Source organism: Pseudoalteromonas sp. KG3, from assembly GCF_030436385.1.
Classification (GTDB): domain Bacteria; phylum Pseudomonadota; class Gammaproteobacteria; order Enterobacterales; family Alteromonadaceae; genus Pseudoalteromonas; species Pseudoalteromonas prydzensis.
In genome coordinates, this window is sequence record NZ_CP098523.1 from 1,791,366 (window position 1) to 1,804,638 (window position 13,273).

Sequence of the window (13,273 nt, forward strand, 5' to 3'; positions counted from 1 at the left end):
AGCTGTCGATAATCCAGCCTAACGCATTTAGCACAAAGATTAAACAGTATGAGATAAAGCCAGAGTTTGGGAAGGGTTTAAACAGAAAAAACAAATGGTCTGACCAGGCAATTAAAACCTAAAGAAGAACTAACGCCACGGGCTTCGAGCTGCGAATACACCCAAACACCTAGCCACTACTTTTATAGTTACTTCTCTAAAGCGCAGCGCCTCTTAACCTCTTTGTGAATAAATCACTTAAAACCATTTTGCACAAAGAGAAGTGAATGAGAGCAAATGAGAAAAACGCCACAGACTTCGAACAACAGGCTACAGCATCTTTCACCTTTGTAGGAGAGCGCTTTAGCGCCGATTAACTTTTACACAATTCATAAACAATCACGGCTAAAGCCTGTTCCCACAAAATAAAGTACACCTAGCACCTAGTCACTTCCCTAGTACCTTTTATTACTTCTCTAAAGCGCAGCGCCTCTTAACCTCTTTGTGAATAAATTTTAATTGCGCGGGTAGCAGCGAGTTCACCTCGCGACAATGGAATGCCATTCACGGTGGCAAGTCACTCGCCTACAAATAATGCCCACCGCGATCCTGTAGGTCGTCATTTATAGCGACAAGAATATTTCACCACCGAGGGCTGGAGGCGCTGCGCGCTACACCGAGAAGACAAAAGTAAAATTAATTACTTAAAACCATTTTGCACAAAGCGCAGCGCCTCATAACCTCTTTGTGAATAAATTTTAATTACGCGGGGTAAACCCGCGCCTACGCCGGTAGCAGCGAGTTTACCTCGCGACAATTACTTCCCTAAAACCTAGCAGCTGTTTATTTACGCTAACCCACCAAATAAAGTGAGCAAGGCAATCAGCACTAAATAAAACAATACATTGCGTTTTACTAGCTTCATCATACAGGTTGCTTCATACGCGCAGCCAAAGTGCTGTTGTTCTATTTGCTCTGCAGCAAGCGCGGTATTAGTTACCACCTTACGATTACTCACTGAAAAATCGAACACATACTGCAACCAACAACTGGTGCCTTTATTGAAATTACCAATTACTAAGTAACCAAAACTTGCGATCCTGGCCGGTAGCCAATCAAGCCAAAATAATAATGTATGAATTAGTTTAAAGCGATTCGCATAGGCAACTTTATGGTCGTCACGCACTAAATCAGCAAAAGTACGTACCAAGGCATATAACACTGCACCAGGCACACCTAAAACAACAAACCAAAAAATCACCGCGCAATAAAAACGAAAGTTTACCCAAGCCAAGGTTTGGCCAAAGGTTTCTCCACCTATTTCATCTTCGGTTTTCTTTTGCCCCATCTGCAATGCATATAAGGTAGCGGCTTGCAGATCGTCACGGGTTAACGCATTGAGGTACGACTTATATAAAGCACGTTGTTTAGCACAACCAAAGCAAACTAGCAGCACTGCAACATTAATAGCTAACTGCCACAATACAAAATCAGATAAGGTAAAAATAACGGCAATCAGTAATACAGGCAAAAATAACCAGATCATAAAACCGGCGGGTGAATTAAATAAACCTTGTTCGCTTAATTGTTTTTTCGAGTGCGTTAAATAGCCTTGTGCGTAATAACTTATTTGCCAATAATCAGAACGAGCACCTAAACGTTCTAAAATTAGAGCAATTATTATAGAAATTAAGATCATATTTTTTCATTCCAAATTGGCGCTAGTTAAAGCTGATTAAAATATAGTTATAGTGCAGCAAAATAATGGTTCCAATCAAAACTGTCACCTGGGTCAGTTTTTCGCCCAGGCGCAATGTGACAATGCCCTACAATACGCGAGCGAGTGATTGCAGGATATTTATTTATCAACGCCTTAGTCAAAGATTGTAATGCATTATATTGATTTTGGGTATACGCCGTTGTGTCTGTGCCTTCCAGCTCAATACCAATACTAAAGTCATTACATTGGTTGCGCCCCAAAAATTCAGAGCGCCCAGCATGCCAAGCACGTTTACTAAAAGGCACGTATTGCACTATTTCACCACTGCGTTTAATAAAGCAATGCGCCGACACTCTCAGCCCCGCTAAATCTGCAAAGCTCGGGTGTGCTTGGCAATCAATGCATCCCATAAATAAATCATCAACAAACGGCGTGGCGAACTGCCCTGCTGGCAAAGAAATATTGTGAATGACTAATAAAGAAATATCGTCATCATTCGGACGCTCATCAAAATGCGTGCATGGTCGTTGTATCGCCGTATCAACGACGCCAAAAGAGTTTATTTTCATAATGAGTCTGTAAACAAATACATAGTCAGATGCTAATAGATTTCCAAACAGAATAACAGCAAAGCAATAAAACGCAGCAACGGGCTGACCCGCGCCTCTCTTATTTTTAATTTTACCCCAAGACAATGACGATTTTACTACCAAAATTTGGTCGTTGTAGGTCATGCTTTAGCGCGTCAATATCAAAATAATTAAAGAACTTTTATTTAATTACGCGGGGTAAACCCGCGCCTACGTCGGCCGGTAGCAGCGAGTTTACCTCGCGACTGTTTTTACATTTACACAGATACACTATTTCACCACCGAGGCGCTTTGCTACACCGAGAAGACAAAAGTAAAGTTAATCACTATTACCTATTGGTTTTTCCTCTGTGAGCTCGGTGCTCTCTGTGGTGAATAAATCACTAAAAGACTTTTGCACAAAGAGAAGTGAATGAGCGTAAATGAGAAAAAGCGCCACGAGCTTCGAACAACGATTTTCGAATACACCTAGTCACTTCCTAAAACCTAGAACCTCACTCTCTAGAACCTAATCAAACTTATAGCTTCAGCCTTCTCTTTCACTTTCAAACCATGTAAAATTTGTGCAATTTCTTAATTATAATGAGCTTTTATAATGTCTATCCCACACAGCCTATTAAGCCAACTTGTTAAACTTGCCCTTGATGAAGATTTAAACTATCAAACGGCCGAGCAAGGCGATATCACCGCACAATTAATTCCCGCGGCGCAACAAGCCAACGCTAAAGTGATCACCCGTGAAGATTGCGTGTTTTGCGGTAAAGACATTATCTTAGAAGTATTTAAACAAGTAGACCCAAGTGTTGTAGTAAATGTACTGGTTAATGATGGCGATGCAGTAAAAGCAAACGATACCTTATTTACCGCAACAGGTTCTGCCCGCGCTATTTTAACCGCTGAACGTACCGCACTTAATTTTGTACAAACCTTGTCAGGTACTGCAACTACCACAGCGCATTATGTAAAAGAGCTTAGCGGCACCACCACGCAACTACTCGATACCCGTAAAACCATACCAGGGCTTAGAGCACTGCAAAAATACGCAGTAAAATGTGGCGGTGGTGCAAATCATCGCATTGGCTTATTTGATGCGTTTTTAATAAAAGAAAACCACATCGCTGCCTGTGGCGGTATTGATAACGCAGTAGCGCAAGCAAAACTTAATCACCCAAGCAAACCAGTAGAAGTGGAAGTTGAATCACTTAATGAGCTAGATCAAGCCATTACAGCGGGTGCTGATATTATAATGCTGGATAATTTTAGTGTTAAGCAAATTCAGCAAGCGGTAGAGCTTACCAATAAGCGCGCTAAGCTTGAAGTGTCAGGCAATATGACCTTAGAAACACTGCGCACTTACTCACAAGCGGGCGTTGATTTTATCTCCAGCGGCGCGCTTACAAAAAATTTACAATCAATTGATTTGTCTATGCGTTTTGAGTAATTATTCTTTTGTATTAGAATTTTATATTTACCTAATCCGTTGACAATTTGAGCAAAAAAGCATTAAATACGCCGAAAGGCTTATTCTGTAACAAACTGTTAATTTTAGTACCTCAGATACTAAAAAATAGTGTTAACATAAGCCTCTAGGATTAATTAAATTACATAAAACTAATCCTAAAGAGTTGTTTTTAGCTGTTGTTTTACTTTGCACTGCTTTTTTAGATAAAAGCCCCGAGTAAAATCACCCGCACTGAACACAAGTATCAAGTGTAAAAATTTTTAAATTTCGATGAAATGCAGCTAACGCCGCTTTCAATCAGCAGTTTTAGTGCTAAAGTAGTTCTAACACATTAATTTTAATAAATGCTAAAACTTATCTGCAACTTTCTAGTTAGGGGTTAGTAATTTAGCGATTAAAAAAACCGTAAGATAAAAAAGTTACAGTAGTTCACGTGGCACCCCACGCTAGTTACTAAAATAGTTTTTAACTTACAAAAACACTATCCTTTAGGAGAGGAACATGGAAAAAATGACACAACAAAGTCAAAAGGGTTTTACCCTAATTGAATTAATGATTGTAGTAGCAATCATCGGTATTTTAGCAGCTATTGCATTACCACAATACCAAGATTACACAGCTAAAGCTCAAGCTACAGCCTGTTATCAAGAGATCACACCACGGCTAGCGCATTTTAATCCCAGATTCTAACAGGGTTGAGCGATAATCATCGTCTAGCCCTGCCATTTTCTTTTTTCTCGCCATACTGGCTGTTTTAGTTGTATCTTGTTTAAATAACGCCATGGCTATTTTTCTCATTACGTTAAAAACAAGGGGTCCTTGCTTCTTACGGATTCTTGATTCATCTTCCCTAAAGTTCATATCCAACATCCAATGCATACTTTCAACCTGCCAGTGGCTTCGTACCGCATTAAGTGCTTGCTCCGCACCTAACGCTAACGAACTAATATACCAACGCGTTTCTATCGTGTCTGTACCTGATGATTTATCGTGAACCTCAGCGGTTACTTGAATAACACTCTTTAAGCCAGACCATTGGTAGATTTTATCTAACCAGCTTTTATCAATAAGCAATTGCTGACAAACCCTTGTTTCAATGCGCCCATGCCCTGAGCTTATTTCGGTATGTTTATCATAGTTGCTATTGGTCAATCCTTCGCGCTCACTCTTGTGCCACCAAGCTTCTAATTCACTCTGCATACCTGAATGGTTACCTTTGAGCGCTAGGATATAATCAGCTTTTTGTTTAATTATTTGTTTCGCTATTTCTTGCTGGCAGCCCATAGCATCAAGTGTAATGATGCTATTTTCAATATCTAGCATGGTGAGTAACTCAGGTATGGCTGTGATTTCATTTGTTTTGCTATCAACGGCTGTTTGCCCTAAAACTAACTGGTGTTGGCAGCTCCATGCACTGACGGTATGTAAAGCACTTTTTCTATCTTTGGTTGTAAATGAACGACGTGCAGTTTTTCCATCCATAGCAATAATATCAGCACCCGTGGTTTCAATAAGTGAAGATATCCAAGATTGAAATGCATGCTCTATTTCATCTGATTTTAACCGACAAATGACACGGGCTATGGTGTCGTGTCTTGGAATACCCGCGTTGAAAGCGCCATATCTTTTTAACCAATCAAGTTTTAGATGCCCAAAGTCTTCAATATCCTCCCATCCTTGTGCACCGGAGATTACTGCACTAATGGCTAAAAGGAGAATATCGATAAGCTCATGCTTTTTACAGCGTTCAATGCGAGGATCGGTAATTGAATTAAAGTGTTTCAGAAAAGTAGCGCTCATATTTTACGTGACCAAGGTGATTATTATGCCTTGATCTGATCACTACATATTCTATAAGTTCAATTTATAATGATCTTGCCGTGGAGATCACACCAGGTAAAACTCAATTTGAGATTTTAACACTTGAAGGAGCAACTATAACTGACACTACAGATATTGGTTTAGGTGCTCCAAGTGCTTGTGAAGATCACACCATTGCAGCTAGTTCAATATCTGCAAAATTAAAAGGTAGCGCACCTATAGATTCAGGTTCCTTGACACTTTCAAGAAACACAACTACAGGCGCTTGGACATGTACCTATAAAGACGTGTCTGATGACGATAAAGACCTACTACCTGCTGACTGCAGAGTAGAAGGCTCATAACATTAAGAACTAGCCATCCAGTAGGATGGCTTTTTGATTTTAGTGGATATTTTTGTATTGTAAAAAAGTTAAAATAATTCTGAATGCTCTTTAATTTTACAAAGTATGTATATCGATAATAAATTGAGTTTTTAATGTCAAAAAAACACACTCCTAACGATACCTCAACCTTTCAATGGGTTGGAGTTAGTGCTCGAGGGAAAAAGCTTGAAGGTGAATTAACTGGCTCTAGTGTAGCCCTTGTCAAAGCCCAACTACGAAAACAAGGCATCACCCCATCTAAAGTAAAGCGTAAAGCCAAGCCTTTGTTCGGCGTGCGCATGCAGGCTATTACCCCCAAAGATATTGCTTTAGTGACGCGGCAAATTGCCACTATGCTAATGGCGGGCGTCCCGTTGATTCAATCAATAGAAATGATTGGCACCGGCGCTACTAATAAAAGTGTTAGTAAACTGATGGCAACTATTGGCGATGAAGTTAAAGCCGGTCAACCGCTATCATTAGCGCTTAGAAAGCACCCCCGTTATTTTGATGATTTATATTGCGACTTAGTGGCCTCGGGCGAGCAATCTGGCGCACTGGATAAAATATTCGATCGCGTTGCGCTTTATAAAGAAAAATCAGAAGCGCTGAAATCAAAAATTAAAAAAGCCATGTTTTACCCTATAGCGGTATTGGTAGTGGCTCTGATTGTTACCTCAATTCTACTTATATTTGTAGTACCACAATTCCAAGATATTTTTGCTGGTTTTGGTGCTGAACTTCCCGCATTTACTTTAATGGTGATTGCCATCTCTGAGTTTATGCAAGAATATTGGTGGATGATGCTAATTGCCATTGTTGGCTTTGGCTGGGCTTACAAAGAAGCACTACTAAAAAGTAAAAAGCTGCGCGATGCTACCGATCGCGCAATTTTGAAGCTGCCTGTGATTGGTATGATTTTAAATAAAGCCGCGGTGGCACGTTATGCCCGTACACTTTCGACCACTTTTGCCGCAGGTGTGCCATTAGTTGATGCCCTCGATTCTGCAGCTGGCGCCTCTGGTAACGCGGTTTACCGTTATGCTATTTTAGATATTAAAGCTGAAGTAAGCTCAGGTAACCAAATGAACTGGGCGATGCGCAATTCTAAAATATTCCCCGATATGGTAATACAAATGGTGGCCATTGGTGAAGAATCAGGCTCTTTGGATGATATGCTGGCAAAAGTTGCGACGATTTATGAGCAAGAAGTTGATGATGCAGTAGATGGTTTATCAAGCCTTTTAGAGCCGCTTATCATGGCTGTGCTTGGTGTATTAGTAGGTGGTTTGATCATCGCTATGTACTTACCTATCTTCCAACTTGGGTCGGTTATATAAAAGGCCCTAGGTTCTAGGGAAGTGACTAGGTGCTAGGTGTACTTTATTTTGTGGGAACTGGCTTTAGCCGTGATAGTGTTTGAGGTTATGTGTTAAAGCCAATCGGCGCTAAAGCGCTCTCCTACGGTTGTGAAAGTATATACAGTCGCGAGGTAAACTCGCTGCTACCAATGCGTAGGCGCGGGTTTACCCCGCGCAATTAAAATTTATTCACAAAGAGGTTAAGAGGCGCTGTGCTTTAGAGAAGTAATAAAAGGTACTAGGGAAGTGACTAGGTTAAAGGTTACTTTATTTTGTGGGAACAGGCTTTAGCCGTGATAATGTTTGAGGTTATGTGTTAAAGCCAATCGGCGCTAAAGCGCTCTCCTACGATTGTGAAAGTATAAACAGTCGCGAGGTAAACTCGCTGCTACCAATGCGTAGGCGCGGGTTTACCCCGCGCAATTAAAATTTATTCACAAAGAGGTTAAGAGGCGCTGCGCTTTAGAGAGCTAATAAAAGGTTCTGGGGAAGTGACTAGCTGCTAGGTGTACTTTATTTTGTGGGAACAGGCTTTAGCCGTGATTATTTTTGAATTGTGTTAAAGCCAATCGGCGCTAAAGCGCTCTCCTACGATTGTGAAAATATAAACAGTCGCGAGGTAAACTCGCTGCTACCAATGCGTAGGCGCGGGTTTACCCCGCGCAATTAAAATTTATTCACAAAGAGGTTAAGAGGCGCTGTGCTTTAGAGAAGTAATAAAAGGTACTAGGGAAGTGACTAGGTTAAAGGTTACTTTATTTTGTGGGAACAGGCTTTAGCCGTGATTATTTTTGAATTGTGTTAAAGCCAATCGGCGCTAAAGCGCTCTCCTACAAAGGTGAAAGTATATACAGTCGCGAGGTAAACTCGCTGCTACCAATGCGTAGGCGCGGGTTTACCCCGCGCAATTAAAATTTATTCACAAAGAGGTTAAGAGGCGCTGTGCTTTAGAGAAGTAATAAAAGGTACTAGGGAAGTGACTAGGTTAAAGGTTACTTTATTTTGTGGGAACAGGCTTTAGCCGTGATAATGTTTGAGGTTATGTGTTAAAGCCAATCGGCGCTAAAGCGCTCTCCTACGGTTGTGAAAGTATATACAGTCGCGAGGTAAACTCGCTGCTACCAATGCGTAGGCGCGGGTTTACCCCGCGCAATTAAAATTTATTCACAAAGAGGTTAAGAGGCGCTGCGCTTTAGAGAAGTAATAAAAGGTACTAGGGAAGTGACTAGGTTAAAGGTTACTTTATTTTGTGGGAACAGGCTTTAGCCGTGATTATTTTTGAATTGTGTTAAAGCCAATCGGCGCTAAAGCGCTCTCCTACAAAGGTGAAAGATGCTGTAGCCCGTTGTTCGAAGTCTGTGGCGTTTTTCTCATTTGCTCTCATTCACTTCTCTTTGTGAAAAATGGTTTTAAGCGACTGATTCAAAAAGAGAATAAGAGGCGCTTAGCTTTAGAGAAGTAATTGTAAAAATAGCGGTTAGGTTCTGGTTGTAGGAAGTGGCTAGGTGTATTGATAACCCGTAACCCGTAGCCCGTGGCTTTCTCTTCTCTGTGTAGCGCGCAGCGCCTCCTGCCCTCGGTGGTAAAATAGGTTTGTTTGTGTAAATGTATAAACAGTCGCGAGGTAAACTCGCTGCTACATACACGTAAGCGCGGGCTTTTAGTAGTTTTTAGATTTTAGGTTTTAGCGAATGCAAAATTTCTTTCTCGATATAATCACAGTAATGCAAAGCCAACTGTGGTTTTATTTACTCACAGTTGGCTTAGTTAGCCTATGTGTTGGCAGTTTTTTGAATGTAGTGATTTATCGACTGCCACTGATGATGCAGCGCGAATGGCAAACAGAATGCCGTGTTTTATTAGCTGATGATTTAAAGCCGACCAAAGCAGCTAATACAGAGGCTGCATTCAATCTAGTAAAGCCCAACTCGACCTGCCCTAAATGCAAAACGGCAATTAAGCCATGGCAAAATATTCCTGTTATTAGCTGGTTATTATTAAAAGGCCGCTGCGCTAGTTGCAGTAACCCAATTTCGATTCGTTACCCCATAGTGGAAATGCTCACTGCTATTTTAAGTTTAATAGTCGCCTATATCTTTGGCGCGACAGAGCAAGCACTACTGTATATTTTAATTACTTGGGTATTAGTCGCGCTGACCTTTATTGATATTGACCACATGCTGCTACCCGATCAACTTACCCTACCACTCGTTTGGCTAGCACTGATTGCAGCTGTAATGGGTATTACAATTTCACCTACTGATGCGATTATTGGTGCAGCGTGTGGTTACTTAAGTTTATGGAGCGTATTTTGGCTATTTAAACTGATCACCGGCAAAGAAGGCATGGGTTATGGTGATTTTAAATTATTAGCTGTATTCGGTGCCTTACTGGGTTGGCAATCTCTACTCACTATTGTTTTATTATCGAGTGTGGTGGGCGCCATTATCGGCATTGCACTACTAACTATTCAGGGTAAAGACAAAGCCACACCTATTCCGTTTGGCCCTTATCTCGCCATTGCTGGCTGGGTTACCTTATTATGGGGCACACAAATCCAAGCATTCTATTTTAATTGGTTAGGTTATTAATATGGTAGTTGCTGCTAACAAACCAATTAAAAATTGGGTTTTAGGACTGACTGGCGGTATTGGCTGTGGTAAAAGTGCCGTAAGCGCTATGTTTGAACAGCTTGGCATTACTGTTGTAGATGCTGATATTATCGCTCGCCAAGTTGTTGCGCCAAATAGCAATGGACTAGCAGCCATTAGCGAGCATTTTGGCACAACGGTATTAAACCCCGATGGCAGTTTAAATCGCGCTAAGTTACGAGAAATTATTTTTGCCGATAACGCACAAAAAACCTGGCTTAATAATTTACTGCACCCACTTATTCGTGAAAAAACACTTAATGATTTAAGCACAGCTAACAGCGCTTATGTTGTACTTGTTGCCCCCCTATTATTTGAAAATGGCCTTGATCAATATTGCGATCGCACGTTAATAATTGATGTGCCTGTAGAAATACAGATTTCACGCACTATCGAACGCGATAACATTGACCGCCAGCAAGCGCTCAGTATTATTGCCGCGCAAATGTCGCGCGAGGATAAACTCCACCGCGCTGACGATGTGGTTGATAATAATCAACCGTTGGCTTTAGTCGCCATTGTGATACAACAATTGCATACGCAGTATTTAACACTGGCTGCGAAAAAATAAACTAAATACCTAGATAAACAAAAACTTTTCAGCTTTTTGTTGGCAAATTACCTTAAATCGACAAGACTAATGTTATACCATTCTTTTTTCTGATAAATTGCAGGCTATAAAAGGATCTAACCAAGGTGCGCAATGAATATTAATTCACCATTACTTAGAAAGTTTATTACGCTTGGCCGTATTGACGCAGAAACAGTCAAACTCAAACAACGTGAGTATGCCTCAACAGCTGAGCTGATCGCTAAATGCAGCGGTATTGATGGCCATGAACTTGCCGAGCAATGCATTGATTTATTCCGAGTTCCCTATTTTGACCTGCGTGATTTTAATGTAGAACTGATCCCAAAAGAGTTAGTTAAAGAAAAACTGATCAAAGAACATCACATTCTCCCTCTCGTTAAAAAAGGTCGTAAGCTTTATATTGCCGCCTCTGATCCGACTGATTACGGCGCCTTTGAGAATTTTGAATTTAGTACTGGGCTTTCGTGTGAAGTCGTGGTGGTTGATTATCGTCAGCTCGAAGCAAAAATTGAGCAACTACTTGATGCCTCAGGCAGCTTGCACTTAAGCGATGAAGAATTTAAAGAATTCAGTGATCTAGATGCCGATGGCCCACGCGAGCAGCAAAACAACGGTGAAGATGAAAAAGACGATGCGCCAATTATTGTCTACATCAATAAAATTTTGATGGATGCAATTAAAAAAGGCGCCTCAGATTTACACTTTGAACCCTATGAGCATAAATACCGCGTACGTTTTCGTATTGATGGTATTTTGCATGAAATGGCCAGCCCGCCAAACAGCTTAGCTACGCGTTTATCGGCACGTATAAAAGTAATGGCACGTTTAGATATCGCTGAAAAACGTAAACCACAAGATGGCCGTATCAAGTTAAAAATCACCGAACGTAAAAGCATTGATTTCCGGGTAAGTACCCTGCCGACCTTATGGGGCGAAAAAATCGTAATGCGTATCCTTGATTCATCAAGTGCAATGTTAGGCATCGATGTACTTGGTTATGAACCTGAGCAGAAAAAGCTCTATATGGATGCGCTGCAACAACCACAAGGCATGATCTTAGTTACCGGCCCTACGGGCTCTGGTAAAACGGTTTCGCTTTACACGGGTTTGAATATTCTTAACCAGCCGGAACGCAATATTAGTACCGCAGAAGATCCGGTTGAAATCAACCTCGAAGGGATAAATCAAGTACAAATTAACCCGCGCGCCGAGATGACCTTTGCCAATGCGCTAAAAGCCTTCTTACGTCAAGATCCTGATGTGGTGATGGTGGGTGAGATCCGAGACCTTGAAACTGCTGAAATTTCAATAAAAGCGGCGCAAACGGGTCACTTGGTAATGTCTACCTTGCATACCAACTCAGCACCAGAAACCCTAACGCGTTTACTTAATATGGGCGTGCCTGCGTATAACGTGGCCAGCTCAATTAGCTTGATCATCGCACAGCGTTTAGCCCGTCGTTTATGCCCAAAATGTAAAGCACCTGAAACGTTGCCAAGTGAAGAGTTACAACGCCAGGGCTTTAGCCCAGAACAAATAAGCGAACTCACTTTATTTGCTCCCAAAGGCTGTGACAGCTGCACCGATGGCTATAAAGGCCGGGTAGGTATTTATGAAGTAATGCAAATTACCCCTGAAATTGCGCAAATTATTATGCGTGGTGGTAACTCATTAGAAATAGCCGAGGTATCATTGAAGGCTGGTTTTAATAATTTACGCTTATCAGGCCTACGTAAAGCCGCCGCCGGTATGACCTCGCTTGCAGAAATAAACCGCGTTACTAGTTTTTAAGAACTCAGGTTCCTAGGCTTTAGGTTCTAGGAATCGCAAACAATATATATGAGAAGATGTTATGCCAACAGTTGTAAGCTGCCCAACGTGTAAAGCCCAAGTAGAATGGTCAGAAAAAAGTCCGCACCGCCCTTTTTGCTCGAAACGCTGTCAGTTAATTGATTTAGGCGAATGGTCGTTTGAAAACAATAAAATCTCCGCGCCAATTACCTCAGCGGATGATTTAAGCCAAGATATGATTGAAGATATTGAAGCTATGCTTGCTAAAAACGACGATGATTTTTTCAAGTAAGCAATTGAAAAATAGGGACTAGGTTCTAGGGAAGTGACTAGGTTAAAGGTTACTTTATTTTGTGGGAACAGGCTTTAGCCGTGATAGTGTTTGAGGTTATGTGTTAAAGCCAATCGGCGCTAAAGCGCTCTCCTACGATTGTGAAAATATAAACAGTCGCGAGGTAAACTCGCTGCTACCAATGCGTAGCCGCGGGTTTACCCCGCGCAATTAAAATTTATTCACAAAGAGGTCAAGAGGCGCTGCGCTTTAGAGAAGTAATAAAGGTTCTAGGGAAGTGACTAGGTTAAAGGTTACTTTATTTTGTGGGAACAGGCTTTAGCCGTGATAGTGTTTGAGGTTATGTGTTAAAACCAATCGGCGCTAAAGCGCTCTCCTACGATTGTGAAAATATAAACAGTCGCGAGGTAAACTCGCTGCTACCAATGCGTAGCCGCGGGTTTACCCCGCGCAATTAAAATTTATTCACAAAGAGGTTAAGAGGCGCTGCGCTTTAGAGAAGTAATAAAGGTTCTAGGGAAGTGACTAGGTTAAAGGTTACTTTATTTTGTGGGAACAGGCTTTAGCCGTGATAGTGTTTGAGGTTATGTGTTAAAACCAATCGGCGCTAAAGCGCTCTCCTACAAAGGTGAAAGATACTGTAGCCCGT

General features: G+C 41.3%; 10 protein-coding genes and 1 pseudogene. 8 read left to right on the forward strand and 3 right to left on the reverse strand.

The window, feature by feature from the left end:
• Positions 1-826 precede the first annotated feature (826 nt).
• Together ampE and ampD are read right to left on the reverse strand one after the other, a co-directional pair.
• Positions 827-1,678, reverse strand: coding sequence for a beta-lactamase regulator AmpE (ampE, locus tag NDQ71_RS08465; RefSeq protein WP_301562577.1), 852 nt, complete (start codon positions 1,676-1,678; stop codon positions 827-829).
• Between the two features lie 47 nt (positions 1,679-1,725).
• Entirely contained in the window at positions 1,726-2,268 is a 543-nt protein-coding gene (gene ampD / locus NDQ71_RS08470; protein WP_192542932.1) for a 1,6-anhydro-N-acetylmuramyl-L-alanine amidase AmpD, read from the reverse strand.
• A gap of 616 nt (positions 2,269-2,884) precedes the next feature.
• Here ampD and nadC point away from each other — a divergent pair.
• A complete protein-coding gene (gene nadC / locus NDQ71_RS08475) occupies positions 2,885-3,730 on the forward strand; it encodes a carboxylating nicotinate-nucleotide diphosphorylase (protein ID WP_301562578.1) in 846 nt (281 codons plus the stop codon).
• A 522-nt stretch (positions 3,731-4,252) separates the two neighbouring features.
• Positions 4,253-4,387, forward strand: a pseudogene (locus NDQ71_RS08480) (prepilin-type N-terminal cleavage/methylation domain-containing protein); the annotation flags it as partial.
• A gap of 27 nt (positions 4,388-4,414) precedes the next feature.
• On the opposite strand, the gene NDQ71_RS08485 reads toward NDQ71_RS08480, so the two are convergent.
• Positions 4,415-5,551: an ISAs1 family transposase gene (locus NDQ71_RS08485; RefSeq protein WP_024602346.1), complete on the reverse strand. Its 1,137-nt coding sequence runs from the start codon at positions 5,549-5,551 to the stop codon at positions 4,415-4,417.
• 80 nt (positions 5,552-5,631) lie between these two features.
• Between NDQ71_RS08485 and NDQ71_RS08490 the strand changes: the two genes are divergently transcribed.
• The 6 genes from NDQ71_RS08490 to yacG all read left to right on the forward strand — a co-directional run bounded on the left by NDQ71_RS08490 (position 5,632) and on the right by yacG (position 12,624).
• A complete protein-coding gene (locus NDQ71_RS08490; protein ID WP_301562579.1) occupies positions 5,632-5,916 on the forward strand; it encodes a pilin in 285 nt (94 codons plus the stop codon).
• A gap of 134 nt (positions 5,917-6,050) precedes the next feature.
• Positions 6,051-7,277, forward strand: a complete 1,227-nt coding sequence (locus NDQ71_RS08495) for a type II secretion system F family protein (RefSeq protein WP_301562580.1) — start codon at positions 6,051-6,053, stop codon at positions 7,275-7,277.
• 1,712 nt (positions 7,278-8,989) lie between these two features.
• On the forward strand, positions 8,990-9,889 hold the full coding sequence (locus NDQ71_RS08500; RefSeq protein WP_301562581.1) for an A24 family peptidase: 900 nt from the start codon (positions 8,990-8,992) through the stop codon (positions 9,887-9,889).
• Position 9,890: 1 nt separating this feature from the next.
• Positions 9,891-10,520: a dephospho-CoA kinase gene (coaE, locus tag NDQ71_RS08505; protein ID WP_301562582.1), complete on the forward strand. Its 630-nt coding sequence runs from the start codon at positions 9,891-9,893 to the stop codon at positions 10,518-10,520.
• Between the two features lie 132 nt (positions 10,521-10,652).
• The gene (pilB, locus tag NDQ71_RS08510; protein ID WP_283710120.1) at positions 10,653-12,332 is read left to right on the forward strand and encodes a type IV-A pilus assembly ATPase PilB; all 1,680 of its coding nucleotides are present in this window, start codon (positions 10,653-10,655) and stop codon (positions 12,330-12,332) included.
• 61 nt (positions 12,333-12,393) lie between these two features.
• Positions 12,394-12,624 carry a DNA gyrase inhibitor YacG gene (gene yacG, locus NDQ71_RS08515; protein ID WP_064667149.1) on the forward strand — a complete coding sequence of 77 codons (231 nt, stop codon included), beginning with the start codon at positions 12,394-12,396 and terminating at the stop codon, positions 12,622-12,624.
• The last annotated feature ends 649 nt before the right edge of the window (positions 12,625-13,273 follow it).